The following is a 21,769-nucleotide window of genomic DNA, read 5'->3' on the forward strand; positions in this document are numbered from 1 at the left end:
TCACCAGGAGGAACGAAATGTCCGTCGATTTGTCTGCCGAATATCTCGGTTTGAAGTTGAAGAATCCGCTCGTGGCGGCCGCCAGCTCGCTGACCGATTCGCTCGACAACATCAAGCGTCTCGAAGAAGCCGGCATCGCCGCCGTCGTGCTCCCTTCGCTGTTCGAAGAACAGATCGAGCACGAAGCCGTCAACATTTCCGAAGCGCACCAGTTCGGGACCGAAAGCTACGCCGAATCGCTCAGTTTCTTCCCCGAACCGGAAGAGTACCGCTTCGCGCCCGACGAATATCTTGAAAAGGTTCGCAAGGCGAAAGAAAGCGTCGGTGTCCCCGTCATCGGCAGCCTCAACGGCACGACCGAAGGCGGATGGGTCCGCTACGCCAAGCTGATCGAAGAAGCCGGAGCCGACGCCCTCGAGCTGAATGTCTACCTGATCGCGGCGAACACCGAGGAAACCTCGGCCGACGTCGAAAAACGTTACCTCGATTTGGTCAAGACGGTGACCGAATCGGTTTCCATTCCGGTCGCCGTGAAGGTCGGGCCCTACTTCAGCTCGATCGGCTACATGTGTCGCCGTATCGTCGACACAGGCGCCAAGGGCCTCGTCCTGTTCAACCGCTTCTTGCAACCCGACATCGATCTGGAAACGCTCGAAGCGAAGCCGCATCTGGTCCTCAGCACCGAGTTCGAATCGCTCTTACCTCTGCGGTGGATTGCGATTCTGCACGGTCGGGTGGGCGCCTCGCTGGCCATCACCAGCGGCGTACACAGCGCCCCGAGCCTGATCAAGGCGATCCTCGCCGGTGCCGATGCCGTTCAAATCGCCTCGGCGCTCTACAAGCAAGGCTTCGGCTGCGTGGGCACGATGCTCAGCGAACTGGAACGTTGGATGGGTGAGCGGGAATACGAATCCGTCCGCCAGATGTGCGGAAGCCTCAGCCATCGCAACTCGCCCGATCCCGAAGCGTTCGAGCGCGGCAACTACATGAAAGCGTTGGCCTCGTTCACGGGCCAACCGATCTGACCGGTTTCCCGTCGGCCTGACCGACACGAAACGTCACACGGGGAAGCTTCGAGCGTGAGGTTTCCCCGTTTCTCTTGCGCATTGTTCGAAAACGACGCTGTCCCCATCGCGTCGTAACGATCGAAGCGACCGTACGGCTTTCACGACGCACCGATCGCACCTCCGCACGTATCGCTTCTGCCGAGTGAAACGCTGTCGCGCCGACCGGCAGCTTGCATCTTTCGGCGACGCGTAAGACCAATCGCAGCCGCGGGCAACTCGCACACACAACGCACATCGCGCTTCGTCATGAGCCTCTGAGAAGAACTCGACAATTGCAAACGCCCGCGACCGATCGTTGCAAGCGATTCCTTCATCGCGAAGTTGTCCTACCTTGCGTTCTCGAAAACGAATCGAAACGCCGTCGATCGATTCACGGCACGCAACGATGTTGCGAACAACGCAATGCACACGTCGACGACGGCAACACGCGCGTTGCACACGGTGCGCATGCGATTCGCCTCTTGCAAACACTCTGTTTTTTCACGCATGCATTTCATGCGGCAAATAGGCGGGCAAATCGATTTGCACCTTCGTCGAAAAACGAAACGAACATCGCGAGACGTCATCCCCGACACAAAGCGAAGTCGCGCAAGAAAAGTGATCGCATCAACGTACTTCTGCACTGCATGTGCTATGGTTTTCGTGAGCGATGTGTTGTTCATGCGATTCACACGCAGCGCGCAAGCAAAAATCGCCTTGCAAGATTTTCTGAATCGGGTACGATAATTCACAAGTTGTAATGCAAATGGCTTTGCGTGGACGCATGCGTTCGCTTGAGTCGCCCGAAGACAACACGAAGCTGCAACAAGTTGAAGTTAAGGAACCGACCCAACGGATGGAACATCGCTTTCGTAGCGATTTCGGCACGTGGTTGCTGTTAGCGTAGTGTTTTGTTTCCGGGGCGACACACCTGTCGAGCTTCGGCCCCAGCCCGACGACGGCAAGGAGATCGCCCAAGACGTTAGCTAGGAGGACGTAGAGGTGGCCAAGAAGAAAGCAGCGAAGAAGGTGGCCAAGAAAGCGGTGAAGAAGACGGCCAAGAAGAAGGTCGCCAAGAAAACCGCGAAAAAGAAAGCCGTGAAGAAGACGGCGAAGAAGACCGCCAAGAAGAAGGCGACCAAAAAAACCGCGAAGAAGAAAGTCGCCAAGAAAACCGCCAAAAAGAAAGCCGTGAAGAAGACCGCCAAGAAGAAGGCGACCAAGAAGGCTCGGCGGTAGTCTTCTCATCCAAACGCGACCACCTTTCGCTGCACCGGACTTGTTCCGGCACCCAAGACACGACGAGAAAGGGACACGCCGATTCGGTCGACGTGTCCCTAACTTTTTTCTGTTGCGGCGTGCCGTTTCGACAACGCCTGTCGACGCGCATCACCGCATGAACGTATGCATGTCGGCCGCCGCTCGCAACTTGGCGGTCATCCTTTCCAAGGTACCGGTGAAGTGTTCACCGGTTTGACGGAAACCGGCTTGCATCGTAACCGCCAGCGAGACGCCCGCCTGGAAGAGCATGTTGCCCAGCGTGGGCATCAGCCGACCTGGCCGTTCGCGTGGAATGTCGCTCGGATAGTGATCGGCGGCCGTGCTCGTCGCTCCTTCGATCCATTCCAAGGGCATGTGCGACAAGTTCTGACGCAACAACGTCACCGCTTCGTCGATGTCGATGTCGCCCATCTCGATCAACCGAACGACTCCCAGGAAGGCAGCCACACCGGGAATGTCGTCGGCCAACCCGAGCGTGTCGATTCCCGTTTGCTCTTCAAAGCGGGCGGCCAAATCCAAGGCGTCCAGGCCGACCTGATCCAGGTAACGACTGAATTCGGCCCGACGCACACCCGACGATTCTTCGGCCAGCGATTCGAGCACACCGAGAAAGTCTTGGTCTTCCGGTGTCAATAGTTGGCCCGGCGCCCAAGCGGCCAACAGGTTCGAAGAAGCTTCATCGAACGAGGTCGCCTCGGTCTCCGAGGCCGTTTCCCACGGATCGTCGTACTCGACGGCGGCTCCCTCGTCGCCCAGGTAGCCGTCTTCGTAGTCGTCACCGTAATAATCGTACGGATCGGCGTACTCGTATTCCTCGTACTCGTCGTAGACATCGAACGTGTCGACCGCTTCATCCTGTCGGAAGCACTCGCCGGCGATGTCGTCCATCTCGTCGATCGCGTACGTGGCGGTCGGTTCGCCGGGCTCGCCTTCCAAGGGCGTGTCGAACACTCGCCACGAGGTGTCGTCGTCTACGGACGTCTCTTCATAGACGTATTCCCAATCCTGCCAATCGGCCGGCTCGGAGGCCGCATATTCCGACGCCATCCACTCGGCGGCGACTTCCGCTTCGTAATCCCGCTCGTTGCCCATCGGCGAAACGTCGGGATCGGCAGGGAACGATCGCATGCGGGTAAAGGACGACGGCTCGGCTTGCTCGACTTCGGCGTCGTACACGTCGTCCGTTTCGTCGTAGTATTCGTACTCGTCGTACCAATAATCGGAGTACGTTTCGGCGGCGTCGGTTTCTTCCGCGGCAGGTTCGTATGCTTCGTACTCGTAGGTGTAGCTTTCGCCGTAAGCGTCTTCGAAGCCGTATTCCTCGTCGTCCGACTCGACAGCTTCTTCGTCCTGTGAATCGTCGTAGTACCACGACTCTTCGTAGTACCACTCGGAATCGCCGTCCGTAAAATCGCCGCCCACTTGCGGCTGAACTTCGGCAGAAGTCAATTCATCGGCGCGCTGCATGCCGTAATCGACGTCGACGCCTTCGTGGGCCGCCTCTTCAGAACCGGGTTCCGGCTCGGAATCATCCCAGCGGCACCCGTAGTAGTAGGGGTAGTCCCAGGAATCGTCGTCGCTTTCGGCATCGTCTTCGTTGTCCGCGGGTGCCTCGATCGTGTCGCCGGAGTCATCGTCACCGGTCCACCACGAGGTGTCGTCGGCGGCGTCACCCAAGTCGTCGGAGCCCGCGTCGTAGGGATATTCCCCGTACTCGTAGTCGTCCATCGACTCGTCGTAGACACCGCTGTAGTACGCGTCGTAGCCGTACCCTTCATCGTAGCGGTAGTACTCGTCGGCCTCATCGTAGCCGTCGTACGAACCCTCCATTTCGGTTTCGTACTCGTCGTAGTACTCGTCGTACGATTCGTACGCATCGTCGACGTCGTACTCATCGCCCACACCGTCCTCGTAGCCGGCGGCGTACCAACCGTCGTCCCCGGCATCGACCGATTCATCCTGTTGCGAAGCCTCATCGTCGACGACGAAGAAATCGGCCGAGGGCACATCGCCGGTGATCCCGGTGTAGTTGCGGTACCAGTAGTCTTCGTAGGGTTGACCGAACTCGTCGTAGTATTCGCTGTACGATTCCAACGTCGATTGGAATGTGCCGGCCTCATCGCTCATCGCGTCGACGAAGTCGTCGGCATACCAACCTTCGTCTTCATAGGACTCGTAGAGATAGGGATCGTACTCGTAAGGATCGTATCCTAGATCGCTGCCCGCTTCGTCGTACCCATCCGTCGATTCAGTGCTCGTCTCCTGTTCGTTCGTTTTATCCGCGGACTCCGCCGAACTCGGATAAATAGGTTCCCAACGATACTCGCCGTTTTCCTCCCACACGGCGTACACGGTCGGCTCGTCGGCTTGGGCGGCGGCCCGTGAGGCCGACGTCGGCCCCAGGGTCAACACTGCGGCGCAACACGCGCCGAAGAATGCGCCCGTCAATAGAAACTTCCTCATCCCAAGATACCTCCTCACCACGCGCAGCAGCGCTCATGAAGATAGTGAATTCGAGAAAGCCAGAACGTGAACTTCAACCGAACTGCGACCGCCGTAAGGGATATCGATCGATGAATACAGAAATCTTGGGGCAACTGGACAAGGGTGGCGATATACGGAACACAGAAAGTATGAAAACTTTTGCGGCCGTTCTGGCTGTAACGTAGTCGAAAACGGTTACGCGGAGATGACCACCTCGGATTGTAAAAATGTCATCAACTTTTCCGCGAAACTAAGAGGTTTGCCCAAGTGGAAGAACGTCTATTGAATGCAGGGGTTCCAGAAACTCCCGCCATCTTGGGTATATGGGAAGTGCTTTTCCGCAGCCGCCCCACCAAGAGCTTTCTCTGGCATGCGACTTGCAATCCTATTGGATGTACGCGCAACTCGCAGCACAAAGGAGGGGGACCATGAAACGCTACCTGCTTATCGGTGTGGTCGGTGGATTGCTCGGAGCCCTCTTGGCCGTAGGACTTACGTCGGGAACGCTGCTCTTTCACCCCTCGTCGGCCCAAGAACTCCCATGGTCACCCGCGCCGAAGGCCGCAGGACCGACTGCCGTTTTGGCAGACAACGCAACGGTCGTGAGCATCCCGCAAGACACCACCCCCGTTCAGTATTCTCAGGAAGAACTGATCGCTATCTCGGTGTACGACCGCTGTAACCGGGCGGTGGTCAACATTCGCACCAGGAGCATCGAGCCCGACTATTTCCTCATGACCGGTACGATCTCCGAAGGTCAAGGCAGCGGGGTCGTCATCGACAAACAGGGGCACATCGTCACGAACTATCACGTGGTGGCCGACGCCCGCGAAATCAACGTGATTCTTTTCGACGGAATGGTGTACGAGGGCAAAATGGTGGGCCAGGATCCGGCGACCGACATCGCCGTTTTGAAGATCGACGCCCCTGCCGACAAACTCTTTCCGTTGGTCTTCGGTGACTCGACGAAACTTCGTGTGGGGCAGCGAGTGTTTGCGATCGGCAATCCCTTCGGCCTCGAAAGGACGTTCACCACCGGCGTTATTTCCAGCCTCAACCGCACCTTGCCGGCCCCTCGGCGCAGCCGCGTGCTGAAACAGGTCATCCAGGTCGATGCAGCCATCAACCCCGGCAACTCGGGAGGCCCCTTGCTCGACAGCCAAGGACGCATGATCGGCATGAACACAGCGATTGCAAGCACGACCGGCGAAAACGCAGGCGTCGGATTCGCCACCCCGATCAACACGATTGCCCGCGTCGTCCCGCAATTGATCGTCTCGGGTCGTGTCGTACGTGCCGATGCCGGGATTCTGCGCGTTTACGAGACGGAAGCGGGGCTGCTCATTGCGGCCTTGCGACCGGGCGGAGCGGCTGAACGTGCGGGACTGCGCGGTCCGAAGATCGTGCGTGAAACGCGTCGCCAAGGGCCGTTCATCTACGAATCGACACACATCGACCGATCGGCGGCCGATCTGATCATCGCGATCGACGGCAACCCCGTCAAATCGGTCGAGGACTACTTCAGCGTCCTCGACGAGAAATCGCCGGGGCAGCAGGTCGTGTTCCGCGTGTTGCGAGAAGGACACGAAGTGGACGTGCCCGTCATTCTCGACGCCGAACCGTAATCGCAGGCAATTCGTGCACAGTGAGACGAATCGTGCACCTGTGAGCCGCCGGTGAAACGGCGGCCTTTTTACGGTAACAGCGGCGTTTCAGGTGCGCCGGTCAGAGGATCGGGGGCACCCAACGGGGGCGTTGAGCCTGCCGAGGCCCCCGGTTCGCTTTCTGCAAGAGGACAATCGTCCGCAGGTGAATCGGGCGTCGAATCGTCGTCGGCGAGTTTCTCGCGAACGTATTCCAAGAGTTGCTCCCGTTTGATCGGCTTCGACAGATAACCGTCGCAACCGACTTGCAGACATTTTTCCCGATCGTCGGGCAATGCGTGGGCGGTCAGCGCAACGATGGGACCACCCCAGCCGTTTTCGCGCAGACGCCGTGTCGCCTCGTACCCGTTCATCTCGGGCATGTGCATGTCCATCAAGATCAGATCGTAAGGGCAACCTTTAGCCGCCGAGTCGACGGCCATCCGCCAGGCCTCCCGGCCGTTTTCGGCCAGATCGACTTCGTAACCGGCCTTTGTCAACAAATGCCGAATAAGCCGCTGATTGTCGGGGCCGTCCTCGGCAAGCAAAATGCGGTGCGGCCGAACCGGCTTTTCTGCCGCCGCCGATGCCGATGCCGACACGCCGAGGCCCGGAATCGCGGCTACCGTCGCGACACCTTCGAGCGATCCCGGATCGACCGAAACGGTGAATACACTCCCCTTGCCCGGGTAACTGCATGCCTCGAGGCGTCCGCCCAAGACACGCGCCATTCGCTGGGCGACGGTCAAGCCTAACCCGATCCCTTGCGGTGACGGCTGCCGGGTGTTCCCATGCTGTGCAAACGGTGCAAATAGCTGTTGCAACACGCGTGGTTCGATTCCCACGCCGGTATCGGCGACATCGATCTGAAACGCCGAATTCCCCCCCGCTGTGCGCACGCAGCGAGCTCGAATTTCGATATACCCTTCTTCGGTGAACTTGATCGCGTTGCCGACGAGGTTGACCAGGATTTGCCGTAAGCGGAATGGATCCGTCTGGATGCGTTCCGGCAACGGAAAGGCGTACTCGACCCGCAACTCCAAACCGCGTTCTTCCGCCCGCGGACGCATCATCGCCGCGACTTCTTCGATGAGTTCCCACGGTGCGACGGAAGTCGTCCTGATTTCGAGTTTGCCGCTTTCCAATTTCGAGAGGCACAGAATATCGTCGATCAAGCGCAGCAGCGTCTCGCCGTTACGGCGGATCGTTTCGAGTTGCGACCGGTAGTCGGCGATATCGCCCGACTCGCCGAGAAGCATTTCGGTGTAGCCCAGAACGGCAGTCAGCGGTGTGCGCAATTCATGGCTGACATTCGACAGAAACTCGTTCTTTGCCCTGGCTGCACTTTCGGCCTCGTGACACAAGCGTTCCCATTCGGCTTTCAATTCTTGTTGTCGCATCCGCTCTTCACGTTCGGCCAGCGAACCGGCGAAAGCCTCTTGCTGGAGGCTTTCCATCATTTCCAGTTCGGCTTGCCGATGCTGCATGCGGGTTTGCAGTCGCCGACACTCCTCGCGCAGTTGAGTCGCCGACTGCAAGGCGCCGGCGCAGACGCGGCGAAAGATTTCGATCGGATCCGAAGGCAACTCTTCGTCGTCCGACGCACGCTGGAGCCGCACGGCGATCACATCTTCTTCGGCCAGTCGTACGGCCAACACGACGACGGACTGAGACGCCGTGGGAACCCGAAACGCGCACGCGGGCGATTCCCGCAGGTTCTCCACGGTTTCGCGTCCCAACGCGTTGAGCCGTTCGCGACGCATGGCGGCCAACTCATCGGCGGTCGCAAGCAGCTTTCCGTTGCCGTCGAAGATCATCCATCCGAGATCTTCGCGGGCGCAGAACTTGCGATTCAAAAGGGTTTCGCCGGGACTGGCCTTTTCGGTCTCATCCAGCGAAGCGAGCAGTTCATCCAGGTTTTGAAAAGCGATTTCCATTCGATCGTCTTTTCCACACGAACGCGATTCGGGTCAGATTTGGTAGAGCCCCACGTTGGCCGCAATTTCCTGATCCAAATCTTCCGCCAACACACGCAGATCTTCCTTTTGCAATCCCAAACCGAGAATGCACACGGGAGATACACGTAACAGATTTCTTCCGATCGAAGAAATCCCTTTGAGCGTACAAATCAGGTTTGCCACGACGACGGCACGCAGCAAATTGAGGTGTTCGCCTCGGTAATCGCCGGGACTATGGTGGTATCGTCCGGCCACCACGACCGCCTCGGGAAACGACCACATCTTCCCGACGGCTTCGGCCAGTTCGGTGTGCGCGTACCCCAGCACGTGCTTTTCGACTTCGCACAGAGTGGTTCCGTCGACGGCTTCGTCGATCACCCGCACGAACCGCGCGTTGTCGTGCTGGTCGATCAAAATGATTCCCAGGTCGTGCAACAAGCCGGCCAGGAAGACGTCTTCAAAGTCGGGGAATCGCAAACGCATCGCAATCATGCGTGCGGCGAGTCCGACGGTCACTAGGTGCCGCCACAATTCACTCCGTCGATAGGCACCGATCGCATCACCCCGGCGAAACAAGTCGGACACCCCCGCCGTCACGGCCAGGTTCCGCACCTGTTTCAAACCGAGATAGGCGATCGCCTGTTGTAGATTGGTAATCTTCGTCCGTAGACCGTGCGCGGCCGAATTGACGCAACGCAACACGCGTGCGCTGAGCGCGGCGTCGGTTTCCATGACCTCTTTCAGGTCCGCCGCTCCCGTCGTGGGATCGGAGGCGACCTGCATGATCCGAAGCGCTACCTGCGGCAAAGTCGAGATTTCATGGATTCTTTTGGCAGCCGCCTCGGCAGGCGTCGGTTCTCGCACGGTTTGCGAGAGTGCGGCCATTGGGCTGTTCCTCACACGATCGGATCACAGACGGCAAAATCCTATATAATCGTCTAGCCAAACCTAGGTTACGAACCTTGGTCGAGCAATGGCGTTCCTCCCTTATTCTTCCGGGATATACCGCAAGCGAGCGTCCGGCCCTCAGACGGGAGCGCGAGCATAGGTTCCCACGCCACAGGCCAAGCCTTGCCGTTATCCTGTTCTGCGCACCCCTCCTTATCAGCACACTCCGCAAACTTGACACGCAATCTAGGACAGGTCAAACTTGATAGGCTAGGTGGCTTTCTGGGACCGGGCTTCGGTGCGCCCGGTCGGTTCAGGCGCATCGAAAGACTAGATGGCCGCCAACTTTTGTCCCGCCCGGCGCGATCCCGAACAAGCCTGTTTGCGTAACACCAACGAGGAGCAAGCGAGCCACCCCCAAAAGAAGGACAATAACCCAGCCGTCGGACGGGGGTGATGAGCCGTTTCAGCCTACAACGAACGTGTCTTTGTTCGGCTGCCGAAAATCAGCCCGCCTTCACACTCCGGATGGCCGACCCGGTCGTTCGGAGGTTCATCACGCAAGACACATCGATAGCCGATACAACCACGGAATTATTGTCCACGAAGGTTCCCGCAACACGTCTTAGCAGGAGAGGGACGCATGACGAAACTTTTCCTTCCGACATTGGCAGTTCTGGCGTTGACCTTGGCGGCGCAGCAAACGGCCTCGGCGGTTGATTTGCCGAAAGCCCCGCCGGTTTCGGAGTTTGCTCCGGCCGAAGACATCATCGCCAAGTTGGACTACTACGTCGAACGGGTTTTGGATGATGTGGCCGACCCGGAAGAGTATGCCGACTCGCAATCCAAGGTGAAGAAGGACGCCGACACGATCGCCGCCTTGGCGCTTGCGTTGGGTTTGCACGACCAAGACAACAAGTACAAGGCCGCCGCCCCTGCGATCATCGCCGCGGCCAACAAGATTGCCGCCGCTACCGAATACGCCGCCGCGAAGGCCGGCGGCGAAGAGCTGAGCGCCGCGCTCACATCGAAGGGCGATCCGTCAAGCCTCAAATGGCAGAAGGTCGCTTCGCTCAAAGAATTGATGGAACAAGTCCCGTTGATCAACTCTTCGTTGAAGCGCGGTCTGCGTCGCTTCGAACGCGAGGCGGAAGATATCGGCGTCGACGCCGCGGCATTGGCCGTTTTGGCCCAAGCCAGCATGGCCAACTACGACGAAACGGATGATCCGAACGCCGCTGATCAATGGTTCGCCTTCTGTGCGGCGATGCGGGATGCTGCGGCCAAGATCAACAAGGCCGCCCACGAAGGCAATGAAGACGCCGTCAATGCCGCCGTCGAAGAAATGACGAAGGCCTGCGACGACTGCCACGCCGTCTTCCACAAGGAGGAGTAGGCATCGCCTCCCTCCGGCCGTTGCCGGACGAAGTAGAAGCAGTCACGACCGGTCGAGATGCTCGGCCGGTCGTTTTCTTTCCCTCTTCGTGTCAACCGCGAGTCCCAAAACCGACGGCTTCCATCAGTCGATTTCGGCGGGCGTCCGGGCGTATTTCTCTTGTTCCCGCTGCACGAACCGACAACCGATCAGGAACTTTTCGGGATCTTCCTCGAGAGGTCGAACGTACGCCACCTCGGCGGAGATGTACGTCTCTTCCCCGGGCAGTCCCAGCGCCACGACGAGCTCGGTAAACTCGGGCCGGTATTCCAGGACGAAGGCGAAGCCGCCGGTCGACACGTCTTTGCAATGGACCTCAAAGAATTGCGAGGGCGACGGTAACCGCCCGGAAACCACCGGCGCAATTCGCTGTCGATAGGGGAAATTGCTTCGCGGTCGCCGACGCCGCTCTTCGGCCGTCGTTTGACCGGCACTCGTTTGCGATGGATGGACCGATTCACTCATCGTGCCACCTTGTCGCTCGTCTTTCGTTTTTCGGTCGATCGTTTCCACACCGTACAATCACAAGTTCACAGGTACACCCGTCCTGTGAATCGACAGCCGACGAGGATCCACGTCTTGTCGCCTTCACGACACTCCTGAACGCGAACCACGCGAGCCGTAAAGAACGATTCGGCGGGCGGATGTCCCAAAGCAACCACCAACGACTCGAATTCAGGCGGCGACTCCAACAAGAACGAGATCCCACCTGCCGAAATGTCGCGACACCGCACCTCGAAAAAACGTCGGCGGGATGGAATCACACCGCCGAAAACCGGTGCGATCCGCTGCGTGTAAGGAAACGCCAACCGCGGACTGGAGCGCCGTTCGTATCCCACCGGCGATCGGGCCTCGACTTGCACGCCCACCGACTCGGCCGGATTTCCCGGTTTGTCGTCGCCCGAGCCTTGTTGGTCGATCAATTGACGGTAGCGATCGATCTCTTCTTGCAGGGCAAGAAGCTCGGTCAAATCTTGGGCCAGCATCGTGATGCTGCGAACGGCGCCGTCGCCGTCGAAGTTGTTGATCATCCGCCAAGCCAACGTACGTTTCATTCCGCCGCCGACCGGATGCGAATGGAACAACTGCATCCCGCGTTTGCCGCGGCTTTCTTCGAATGCCTGGCGCACCTGCGGTTGCTCCTCGGGTGCGGCGAACACCTCCCAGAACAAGTGGTCGCAGAGTTCCCGCTCGCCCTTGCCGCTGAGTTCGACGCAAGCCAGGTTGACGCTGCGAATGCGTCCGGTGAAGTCGACTGAAATGACGGGCGCCTGCAACGAATCGACGACCACGCGAGCCAGAGTTTCCTTGTCGGCCAGCTCCGATTCGGCCTTTTCGCGAGCGGAAGTCGCCGCCAACAGATGCGCCAAGCTCTCGGCGAATTCGAGATCGCCGCGAGTAAAGGGTTCGCCTTTTCCGCGATATGCGGCGAGGATGCCTTCGACGCCGGTACGCGTCAACAACGGGGCCACGACGCCCGTCGCAATCTTCAGTCCGCGCAAAAACGCATCACCAAAACGCGTCTCCGTCTTCAAATCCTCGAACAAGACGGGCTCGGCCAATTCGATCGCATAGCGGACGGCTGAATCGGTCTCCAAATCGTGTTCGCGTACTTGTTCTTCCTGCGGCTTGCCGGGCACGATGATCCGCGTTCGCCAACGTCCCGAATCGGCCAGCTTTTCGGTATAAGCGACGTGCGACGCTTCGAGCACTTCGCCCAACAGGCAAAACGCGTCCTGTAAGAGCACTTCCGACGACGGCGCCACGGCAGCTCGACGTCCAAACGTAGCAACCGCCGCGCGCTGAATGACCTCGGGCGATGCGTCTTCCGCCCGTCGCCGTTCCAACCCGGCCAAGATAGCGGGAAAATCCTGATATGCCGAGGCTAGTGCCTGTTCACCCGTGGCTGCCATGTATCCCCCGACCACTGCACGAGGATGCCGACTCTTCGTCCGCAATGCCCCTATTGTGTACAATGCCCACGTCAACTATAGCTTTTCCATGCGCCGCAAGCGGCGCAAATTGTCGGCAGTTCCGCTACACTTATTACGATCGGCGCAATCCGACATCTACTATCTTCGGCGACGATCGAAGGGCTTCACAAACAGATCACGCAAGGGTGTACCGAATGAGCACGACTCGACTTCCGTATCTGAAACGACAAGCGACGAAGTTCGTCACACGCCGGTCGGCGGTAGCCGTATTGCTGTGTGCTGCGGTCCTTTCTGCCGGCACCGCTTCGGCACAACAAGAATCGCAACCGCGTGCCGAGGGAAACGACGTCCCGCAGATCGTCGAAATTCAACATCTGCCCGAAGCCGTCACCCTGGCGAAGTTGTCGAACGGCCTGACCGTCATCGTGCAAGAAAACCACGCGGCTCCGGTAGCCACCGTCCGTTGTTTCGTAAAAAACACCGGGGCGATCAACGAAGGAAAGTATCTCGGCGCCGGACTGAGTCACGTGCTCGAACACGTCGTGTCGGGCGGGACGACGACCAAACGAACCGAAAAAGAGATCGAAGCCATCGTCGACGGCATGGGCGGGGCGACAAATGCCTACACGACGACCGCACATACGGCCTATTACATCGATTGTCCCGCCGACAAGGTCGATACAGCCATCGAACTGGTCGCCGATTCGATGCAGCATATCACTTTCGAGCCGAACGAATTCGAACGCGAATTGCGCGTCGTCCGACGCGAACTGGCCGACGGGGAAGTCAATCGGCAACGCGTCCTTTGGAAGATGGTGAACGCGACGCTCTACCACGTGCATCCGGCGCAACACCCGACGATCGGCTATCTCGACGTACTCAACCGCACGAGCAATCAGGCCATTATCGACTTCTATCGAAGCCGCTACATTCCCAACAACCAGGTGTTCGTGGTCGTCGGTAAGGTCTCGACCGATCACGTTCTCGAACAGGTCGCCGAGAGCTATCGGGGCACGCGGCGAGGGTTCGAAACGTACATTCCGCTGCCCGACGAACCGCCTCAACTGTCGCCGCGGGAATCGTACCGCGAAATGGAGGGACAAACCATCGATTTCGTCATTGCGTGGCCGACCGTCAAGTTGAGCCATTCCGATCTTTACCCGCTCGACGTGGCCGCGTACGTGTTGGGTGAAGGCACCAGTTCTCGACTATCACGGCGATTGAAACTCGAACGGCCGCTGGCGCTTTCGGTCGAGGCCGTCAGCTACACGCCGCACTTCGTTCACGGCTGGTTCGGCGTGATGGGATCCTGCTTGCCGGAGAATTATCCCGAGGTCCGCAAAATCATTCTCCAGGAAGTCGAACGGTTGCGGACGGAACCGGTATCGCCGGACGAGCTCGCAAAGGCGAAAAAGCAAAAGGCCGCCGAACTGGTCTTCGGCCGTCAAACCGTTCAAGACGCCGCGGAGAGCTTGGGCCGCAGCTACCTGTCGACCGGGGATCCGTTGTTCGATGTTCAATATGTGAAAGAAATCGAACAAGTGACCGCCGAACAAATCCGTACCGCCGCGCAACGGTACTTCGTTCCTCAGCGATTGAATACGGTCGTCATAGCCCCACCGGGACAGCTGCCGCAACAGGCAGCCGAGGCGGCAGGCTCGATCGAATCGCCCGTCCGCAAGATCGTGCTCGATAACGGCCTCCGCGTGCTCGTCAAACGTCAAAGCCACTTACCACTCGTCCATCTCCAGGTAGTCACCCTGGGTAGCGCGTTGCTCGAAAACGACGAGACGGCAGGACGCTCGGCGATGATGGCCGCAATGTTCAACAAGGGCACCGATCGTCATACGGCGGTCGAAATCGCCGAATATTTTGATTCGATCGGAGCGAAGGTTTCTTTTTCGGCCGGGCGCAGCACGATCCTGGGCGGTCTGACCGTGTTGCGGGAAGACTTTCCCCAAGCCGCCGAACGGTTTGCCGAATGCCTGACTCGGCCGGCCTTTCCTGAAGAAGAGTTTTCCAAGGTCAAACAACTCATGCTTGCCGCCGTCGCACGACGCGCCGACAATCCGATGGCTTCGGCAATGGAGACCTTCCAGCAAGCCCTTCCCGCCGAATCGCCGTACCACGTGATCAACGGCGGCACGAAAGAGAGCCTCACCCCCGTTACCGTCGATGACATCCGGCGATGGTACGAGCGATGCATGGTTCCGCAAAACACGGTCGTGGCGGTCTACGGCGATGTCGATCCCGACGAAGCCGTGACGCTGGTCAAGCGTCTTTTCGCCCCCTTGGCGGCCCACAAAGAAGCGCCCGCCATTAACTTCGATCGCCCGAACCTGATTCCGCAGGACCGTGTGGTCTACAAGGCAACCTCGCAACCCACCGGCATCGTTTTGCTCGGTTATCGCGGAGTGAGTGTGCGCGACAAAGCCGATTACGCGGCTTTGACGGTCCTCGATGCGATGTCGTCGGGCTACCAGTACCCCGGCGGATGGTTGCACAACGAGTTGCGAGGCGCGGGATTGGTGTACGCCGTTCACGCATTCCTCATCAGCGGCCCGGCACCGGGTTTCTTCGCAGTCAATGCCCAAACGGCACCGGAGACGGTCGACGAGGTCATCGCGCGCATCCGCAAGAATATCGACAAGGCAAAGTCCGGCGATTTCTCCGACGAAGAACTCGCCCGGGCGAAGGAAATGATCATCAACCTGCATGCGCAGGAAAACACGACCGCGGCAGATCAGGCATTGAAGGCCGCCCTCGACGAGTTGTACGGCTTGGGATACGACCACGACGTTCTTTTCCCGAAGCAAATTGCATCCGTCACGCGGGAGGACGTTCTTCGCGTCGCCCGGGAGTATCTCACGCAATCGGTCCTGGCCGTCGTGGCCCCCAATCCACCGGCCGCGTACAAAGGCCCAAACCATCGCTAGTCGTGAACCGCGGCGGTGTATTTACACCGCTGCGCACGCCGCGCATACTGGCTGCGTTCTCGTCGGAAGCCGATCCGGCTGTACTTCGCGGATCGCCAATGGGGCTGTGCGCTCATCGTTTTCCATTTGCGTCTCTTGTAACTGTGTGGGAGGACAGAGATGAGACATCTTCACCTTGTCGGAATCTTCGTGCTCGCCGCGGCGTTTGCCGCTTCGTCCGCGCGAGCCGAGGTCGTGATCCTGGCCGAACCGAACGCGCCGCAGGTTTCCTTCGCCGTTCAAGAATTGCAGGCAGCGTTGGCCGAAAAGCAAATCGGCGCAAGCTGCAAACCGCTGTCGGCTGAAGCCTTCGCACGGCTGCAAGGCGATCTCATCGTCTTGGGCTCGTGCACCGACAAAGCGGTCAAAGCGCAAGCCGAACGATGCGGCGTCGTTCCCGCAAATCTGAAACCCGAAGGCTTCGGCATCCGCAAGACCAAAACCGACCAGGCAACGATCTACTGGATACTCGGAGCCGACGAAGCCGGCACGATGTACGGCGGCTTGGAACTCGCGGAACAGGTGCGTTGCTACGGACTGGAAGGCGTCGTCGATACCGACCAGAACCCGTACATGGCGCTGCGGGGCATCAAGTACAATTGCCCGCTCGACGAACGAACGCCCACCTACCATGCACATACCGGCGATTCCCAGCGGAAAAACGTGGCCGTCATGTGGGACTTCGACTTCTGGAAAGCCTACCTCGACGACATGGCCCGCTACCGGTACAACTACCTGTCGCTGTGGAATCTCCATCCGTTCCCGTCGATGGTCCGCGTGCCGGGTTACGAAGACATCGCGTTGGACGACATCCAAACGGTCGACGGCACGATCAAGATGTCAATGGACGAAAAGATCGACTTTTGGCGCAAAGTGATGCGCTACGCCAAGGAGCGTAATGTTGATGTCTACATCGTAACCTGGAACATCTTCGTACTGGGCACCGAGGGCAAGCACGGTCTGACCGACAAGCCCGACAACAAGACGACGATCGACTACTTCCGCAAAAGCGTCAAACAACTGTTTTTGACCTACCCCGACCTCGCGGGAATCGGTATCACGTCGGGTGAAAACATGGGCGGCATGAGTGCTGCCGAAAAAGAAGACTGGGTGTTCGCCGCCTACGGACAAGGCGTGCTCGACGCCGCCGAGGAATTGCCCGGACGCAAGATCACCTTCATCCATCGGCAGCATCAAACCGGCGCTCAGCAGATCGCCGATCGATTCCGCCCCTTGATCGACCATCCCGACATCGACTTCATTTTCAGCTTCAAATACGCCAAGGCGCACTGCTTCAGCGCCGTCCATCAGCCCTATTGCGAAGATTTCGTGAAAGAACTGGGCGACCTGAAAACCATTTGGACGTTGCGAAACGACAGCAACTACTATTTCCGTTGGGGATCGGCCGACTTCGTCCGTCGGTTCATCGCTCACATTCCGTACGACGTGTCGCGCGGTTACTACTACGGCTCCGACGGCTGGATCTGGGGACGTGACTTCCTCGATCGAGATTCCTCCCGCCGCGGCATGCTCGACATGCAAAAACACTGGTATCACTGGATGCTCTTCGGTCGGTTGGGTTACGATCCCGAACTCGGTAACGAGCGGCTGATCGCGATACTGGCGGCTCGCTTCCCCGAAACCGATGCAGCCAAGCTGTTCCAGGCGTGGCACGAGGCTTCGATGATCTACCCGGTCACGACCGGCTTTCACTGGGGTTCACTCGATTTCCAGTGGTACATCGAAGGTTGTGTGAGTCGCCCGAGTTATGCGCAGACGAAGTCGGGCTTCCATGACGTGAATCGCTTCATCAATCTGCCGCCGCATCCGGGCACCGACAACGTCGGCATTCCCGAATACGTCGAAGCGACGGTCGAAGGCAAGGAACTCGACGGAACGACGCCGCCGGAAATCGTCGAACAACTTCACGATCACGCTGATAAAGCGTTGGCGATCCTGGAAGAGTTGCCCCGCGGCAAGGATCCGGAACTGAAAGCGACGCTCGACGACATTCGCACGATCGCCTTCCTGGGCAAATACTACGCCCACAAGATCGCCGGATCGACCTATGTGGCACTCGCCCGCAAAACCGGCAAAGCAGAAGATCGCAACAAGGCTGTTGCCGAGCTGAGCGACGCCGCCGCGTGGTGGGACCGCTACGTCGAAGCCGCCTCATCACGATACGTCAACCCCATCGAACTGAATCGGGTCGGTATCATCGACTGGCAGGCTTTGACCAAGGAAGTCTACCACGACATCGATATCGCCCGAGAGGCGGGCAAGTAACCGCACCTTCGGGGTTCACTCGGCGAAGGCGACGTCGAATCGACATCGCCTTCGCTTTTTTCATGCGTTTACCGATCCGCTCCACAGGCGACGGAGGTCACTCTTGGGATCGCGGCGCCGCCGATTCGAGCACGGCCTTCGCATGCCGGGCAAAGTGTCCCCGCAAATCTTCCGTATAGGCTTGCAGAATCCGCTTCCCCAGGCCGTTGTAGTCGCCGCAGCGGAACAGGGCTCTCGCCAGTCCCAGTTCACGCAAGGCGTCGCGCCGCGGCGCCACCGCGTTCGTTCCGCCGGGACTGGCCGCGTCGATTCGCTTGGCGTCGTCGATCGTCCGTTGTACATATCCGGTCATGCCGGGCATGCTGAGCAGTTCGGCCAACGGTTGTGCCGCCCTCTGGTCGCCGAGCATCTCCAACGCCAAGGCAACCGCTCGATGATGGGAAAACTCAGACTCGGGCGAAAGCTTCTTGAGCTTACGCAAGATAACCGGCAGTGCCCGCGGGTCGCCCGACCGGCCCAACGCGATGATATAGCGATCGAGAGGACTCAACGCCGAGCCGAATTGTCCCATTCCGCGGTAATTCCAACCTTGGTCCCAGTCGGTATATTCATCGACCTTCGCCGCCAGTGTGTCGACGCCGGTCGGATCGCCCAGGACGGCGAGAATGTGGGCATAAATCAGCTTGGCTTCAGGGTCTTGTTCCTGCCGATACGCCTCGCGGAGCAGCGGCAGGGCATCATCGGGCCGAGCAAAAATAACCGCCGCACCGTGATAATGGTCTCGAACGCTCTCCACCGCCTTCGCCAATTGCGCGTCGTCGGGCGGAAAGTTGTCCTCTTCGGTCAATACCTCTTCGGGCAAATTACCGATTTCGATCAGGTGCTTTTGAAGCTTGCGAATGTCGATCTCGCGCAGCGGGATGTCTTCCGCAGCCGCCATCGCCGCGGCACACCCCGCGGCATACCCCTGGTTTTGAATGTCGGCCTGCATGCGGATCAGCGGCAACGCGTCGCGATGCGCACTCACCCCCAAGCCGGTCACGAGGATCCCTTCCAATCCTTTCGGCAACAACATGCGATACGGCTCGTTCACGCGGAAACCGACCTTCTCCGGGTGCTCCAGTTCCAACACCGGATCGACCGTGTACCCGTGCGTATCAAAGTTGCTGTATGACACGGCGATCGTGTCGGGATAGGCGCGTCCGAGCACCTGGTCGATGAACCGCATCGTGAACTCCCCCACGATCCGCCTTCGTTCGCGGGTGTCGATGAGCTGTCCTTGGTCGAAGGCGTTCGCGTATTTCTCTTTGGCGTACACGAACACGCGCCAGATGTCCATCGCGTCGGTTTCGTCGACGATCGTGAAATCGGTATTCGTGTACGAGGCACCGAGATTCCGCGGCGGAAGGCCCGTCCCCTGCACGGCGAGCTCGTCGGCACCGGTGTACATCGTCTCGGCGCCGGCGGCAGCGGCGATATCGACGTTTCCGGTGGAATCGACGACGACGTCGGCCAACACGACACCTCGTCCGAACGGCGTAGCAACAACCACGCCGCGTACGCGTCCGTCGTCGACCAACGCCCCGCATCCCATCGAAGCGATCCAGACGTCGGCCCCCGCCTTGCGAAGTTCACGACGCCACCACTGGTGCTTTTCTTCGATATTCCAACGGGTATTCACTTTCTTGTCGGCCAACACGCTTGCGGTAAAGCCGACCCGATTGCCCCAATAGTAACTCGAAATGGCTCCGGCGGTTCCTACGCCTCCGAGCGTCGAGAGATACTCGACGACGAGCGTCTTGGCGCCTTGCCGCCCGGCTGCGATCCCCGCCGGAGCGCCGCCGGTGCCGCCGCCGACGACGATCACGTCGTAGCGTCCCAAGACGGGCAACGCCGATGTCTCTTGCGGAATCGTCGGAAACTCGCCGACCGGACGCAAACCTTGCAGGAATTCGCCGATCTCGCCTAACTGCTTCACATCGTCCAACTTGCGGGCAGCCACGGCAGGACGCTCGATATCACCGCGTTTGGCGGCCTCGTCGGCCGCAGCAGCGCCGATGCGCCGTCCCACGGCCGTCAAGTTGACCGGGCGCAACAATTTCGCGGCGGCTTCGCGTGCAACCCCGGCACATCCGCCCAACACATACACGCCCGCAATCCCTTGCGGCTTGAATGCCCCCAAAGGCACGGCCTCGGCCGAGGTCCACGGTCCTTCGGCTTGCTCTTCCGCCAGCATGTAATCGGGGGGTACCTCGAACAGCAGATCCGAGCTGAATTGCTGTTCGGGATCATCGGTCAAGTCGCGCGCGATCTGTTCGGCCTCCGCGCGTGCGGCCCAACTTGCGTCCTTGACCGGAATACGAAGTGTGTACTCGATGATCGGATAGGAGCCCGACTCGGTCAGGGAACTATTCACCGATTGTCGCGGAAACGCCGGCTCGACAAGTCGCGCGGTGACGTTTTCCGCCTCGCGTACTTTGCCGCCGATCACGACCCGTTTGAACACATGCTCACCGGCCGGATAGGGCGTGAAGCGTGCCCCCGCCAATCGGGCCACCACGGCACGCTCGGTCGCGTCGATGACGGTTTTCGCCAAGATCGCCTGTCTGCCCGCCCGATTCACCATCACCACGCCGCAGACACGCCCTTTCGCGTCGCGAACGATGTCGGTCGGATAACAGGCATACAGAAACGGCACGCCCGCGTCGAGTAAGGCGTCGTCCAATGTTTTCTTGACGTGCATCGGCCGCGGCGGCACGGGACGCTGCGGCTTTGTCGGTGCCTTTGCCGGGCCGACGATCTCCAGTTCGCCCAGCAAGATGCGACCCGCGTCTTCCGATTTTTTCACCTTGATTCGGACATATCGGGCCTCCGCATTCGCATCGACGGTGATCGAAAACGCCTGTTCGTTGACCGGTTGCTGATCGGCCTGGTTCACTGGTACCCAAACCGGGTCGCTCCATTGCTTCCCGTCGTTGCCGACGGACCATTCGAATCCGTCGATCTTGAATGCCTGCGGGATGTCGCTGCTGTCTCGCCAATAGGGGATAAGACGAATCTTGGCGATCGGTTGCGGCCGGCCCAGGTCGGCGACGATCGTCACGTCGCCGTCGTACTGGACGCTTTCGGTCGGTGCATAGCCCCATCGCCCGTCGTTCAATACCGACGGCGGATCGGTGTCGGCATGCATTTTGGCAGACACGACATCGGTGGTATACGTGTACGCCAGCCGATTCGGATCGGGCCCCGCTTGTCCTCGTAGCGGATCGGCGTAGATCTTCGCAGCAAGCTCTGTTTGCGGTTCCTCGTCTTCCTCGAGCCACAACCGCAACGTGGCGGTCATGTCTTCACCAAGGTAATGCCTGGGCGCAATCAAGAACACGCTGGCGCCCTTTTCCGCCGCCGCGACGGCCGCTTCAACCGCCCCGGTTGTTCCGCCGACGACGACCACGTCGACTTGCCTGGCGATCGGAATGGCCCTCGCCGACTGTTCGACGGCCGTGAACGGCTCATCGGCCCTAGCCGAAGTCGCCACCGCCCACGCGATCACGACCGAAATTACAAGCCGATTCGACAAACGAGGGAAGCTACACCGTTTTGACATTCGAAACACGAGAGCGTCCTCCTGATTGGCCGATGCACCGATAGGGCGTAACGAAACGGCGCAAACAACGCGCACGCCGGAGCGAACGCGCCTTTGATGGTCCGTGGGCTTCGACGGTAGCCCGAACCCGCATGCATTGTAATTTCGCGTGACCGGTTCTCAAGGCGCAAATGAAAAGCGGCCCGGTCGGGGGCCGCGTGTGTGTTCCCGTTCCGTCGATCTCCGAATCACCGAC

The 21,769-nt window shown here is 59.5% G+C and carries 12 protein-coding genes; 6 read left to right on the plus strand and 6 right to left on the minus strand.

Annotation, left to right across the window (positions count from 1 at the left end; all coding sequences use genetic code 11):
• Positions 1-17 precede the first annotated feature (17 nt).
• Together ACYQ2I_RS15490 and ACYQ2I_RS15495 are read left to right on the plus strand one after the other, a co-directional pair.
• On the plus strand, positions 18-1,025 hold the full coding sequence (locus ACYQ2I_RS15490; protein WP_460167935.1) for a dihydroorotate dehydrogenase-like protein: 1,008 nt from the start codon (positions 18-20) through the stop codon (positions 1,023-1,025).
• A gap of 1,023 nt (positions 1,026-2,048) precedes the next feature.
• Positions 2,049-2,285, plus strand: coding sequence for a hypothetical protein (locus ACYQ2I_RS15495; RefSeq protein WP_460167936.1), 237 nt, complete (start codon positions 2,049-2,051; stop codon positions 2,283-2,285).
• 150 nt (positions 2,286-2,435) lie between these two features.
• On the opposite strand, the gene ACYQ2I_RS15500 is transcribed toward ACYQ2I_RS15495, so the two are convergent.
• Entirely contained in the window at positions 2,436-4,790 is a 2,355-nt protein-coding gene (locus tag ACYQ2I_RS15500; protein WP_460167937.1) for a hypothetical protein, read from the minus strand.
• A gap of 449 nt (positions 4,791-5,239) precedes the next feature.
• On the opposite strand from ACYQ2I_RS15500, the gene ACYQ2I_RS15505 reads away from it, so the two are divergent.
• Entirely contained in the window at positions 5,240-6,436 is a 1,197-nt protein-coding gene (locus tag ACYQ2I_RS15505; protein WP_460167938.1) for a S1C family serine protease, read from the plus strand.
• Positions 6,437-6,504: 68 nt separating this feature from the next.
• Here the strand turns inward: ACYQ2I_RS15505 and ACYQ2I_RS15510 are convergent, their stop codons facing one another.
• Positions 6,505-8,391, minus strand: a complete 1,887-nt coding sequence (locus tag ACYQ2I_RS15510) for a response regulator (protein ID WP_460167939.1) — start codon at positions 8,389-8,391, stop codon at positions 6,505-6,507.
• A gap of 33 nt (positions 8,392-8,424) precedes the next feature.
• Positions 8,425-9,297 (minus strand): HDOD domain-containing protein, encoded by an 873-nt coding sequence (locus tag ACYQ2I_RS15515; RefSeq protein WP_460167940.1) that lies wholly within the window; start codon positions 9,295-9,297, stop codon positions 8,425-8,427.
• Between the two features lie 646 nt (positions 9,298-9,943).
• Between ACYQ2I_RS15515 and ACYQ2I_RS15520 the strand changes: the two genes are divergently transcribed.
• Positions 9,944-10,696 carry a hypothetical protein gene (locus ACYQ2I_RS15520; RefSeq protein ID WP_460167941.1) on the plus strand — a complete coding sequence of 251 codons (753 nt, stop codon included), beginning with the start codon at positions 9,944-9,946 and terminating at the stop codon, positions 10,694-10,696.
• Between the two features lie 123 nt (positions 10,697-10,819).
• On the opposite strand, the gene ACYQ2I_RS15525 is transcribed toward ACYQ2I_RS15520, so the two are convergent.
• Entirely contained in the window at positions 10,820-11,200 is a 381-nt protein-coding gene (locus ACYQ2I_RS15525; RefSeq protein ID WP_460167942.1) for a PilZ domain-containing protein, read from the minus strand.
• Positions 11,201-11,265: 65 nt separating this feature from the next.
• Positions 11,266-12,648, minus strand: a complete 1,383-nt coding sequence (locus ACYQ2I_RS15530) for a GAF domain-containing protein (protein WP_460167943.1) — start codon at positions 12,646-12,648, stop codon at positions 11,266-11,268.
• Between the two features lie 215 nt (positions 12,649-12,863).
• Here ACYQ2I_RS15530 and ACYQ2I_RS15535 point away from each other — a divergent pair, with 215 nt between their 5' ends.
• Both ACYQ2I_RS15535 and ACYQ2I_RS15540 read left to right on the plus strand, forming a co-directional pair.
• Positions 12,864-15,605: a M16 family metallopeptidase gene (locus tag ACYQ2I_RS15535; RefSeq protein WP_460167944.1), complete on the plus strand. Its 2,742-nt coding sequence runs from the start codon at positions 12,864-12,866 to the stop codon at positions 15,603-15,605.
• A gap of 159 nt (positions 15,606-15,764) precedes the next feature.
• A complete protein-coding gene (locus ACYQ2I_RS15540; RefSeq protein ID WP_460167945.1) occupies positions 15,765-17,930 on the plus strand; it encodes an alpha-glucuronidase family glycosyl hydrolase in 2,166 nt (721 codons plus the stop codon).
• A gap of 97 nt (positions 17,931-18,027) precedes the next feature.
• Here the strand turns inward: ACYQ2I_RS15540 and ACYQ2I_RS15545 are convergent, their stop codons facing one another.
• Positions 18,028-21,534 carry an FAD-dependent oxidoreductase gene (locus ACYQ2I_RS15545; RefSeq protein ID WP_460168421.1) on the minus strand — a complete coding sequence of 1,169 codons (3,507 nt, stop codon included), beginning with the start codon at positions 21,532-21,534 and terminating at the stop codon, positions 18,028-18,030.
• Positions 21,535-21,769: the final 235 nt, after the last annotated feature.

It is taken from the genome of Thermostilla marina, from assembly GCF_054657455.1.

What these genes read in the sequence shown, in the direction of transcription:
- ACYQ2I_RS15520 (WP_460167941.1), top strand. Translation starts at nt 9,944, where the DNA reads ATGACGAAACTTTTCCTTCCGACATTGGCAGTTCTGGCGTTGACCTTG.
- ACYQ2I_RS15510 (WP_460167939.1), bottom strand. Translation starts at nt 8,391, where the DNA reads ATGGAAATCGCTTTTCAAAACCTGGATGAACTGCTCGCTTCGCTGGAT.
- ACYQ2I_RS15540 (WP_460167945.1), top strand. Translation starts at nt 15,765, where the DNA reads ATGAGACATCTTCACCTTGTCGGAATCTTCGTGCTCGCCGCGGCGTTT.
- ACYQ2I_RS15530 (WP_460167943.1), bottom strand. Translation starts at nt 12,648, where the DNA reads ATGGCAGCCACGGGTGAACAGGCACTAGCCTCGGCATATCAGGATTTT.
- ACYQ2I_RS15490 (WP_460167935.1), top strand. Translation starts at nt 18, where the DNA reads ATGTCCGTCGATTTGTCTGCCGAATATCTCGGTTTGAAGTTGAAGAAT.
- ACYQ2I_RS15525 (WP_460167942.1), bottom strand. Translation starts at nt 11,200, where the DNA reads ATGAGTGAATCGGTCCATCCATCGCAAACGAGTGCCGGTCAAACGACG.
- ACYQ2I_RS15515 (WP_460167940.1), bottom strand. Translation starts at nt 9,297, where the DNA reads ATGGCCGCACTCTCGCAAACCGTGCGAGAACCGACGCCTGCCGAGGCG.
- ACYQ2I_RS15505 (WP_460167938.1), top strand. Translation starts at nt 5,240, where the DNA reads ATGAAACGCTACCTGCTTATCGGTGTGGTCGGTGGATTGCTCGGAGCC.
- ACYQ2I_RS15535 (WP_460167944.1), top strand. Translation starts at nt 12,864, where the DNA reads ATGAGCACGACTCGACTTCCGTATCTGAAACGACAAGCGACGAAGTTC.
- ACYQ2I_RS15500 (WP_460167937.1), bottom strand. Translation starts at nt 4,790, where the DNA reads ATGAGGAAGTTTCTATTGACGGGCGCATTCTTCGGCGCGTGTTGCGCC.
- ACYQ2I_RS15545 (WP_460168421.1), bottom strand. Translation starts at nt 21,534, where the DNA reads ATGTCAAAACGGTGTAGCTTCCCTCGTTTGTCGAATCGGCTTGTAATT.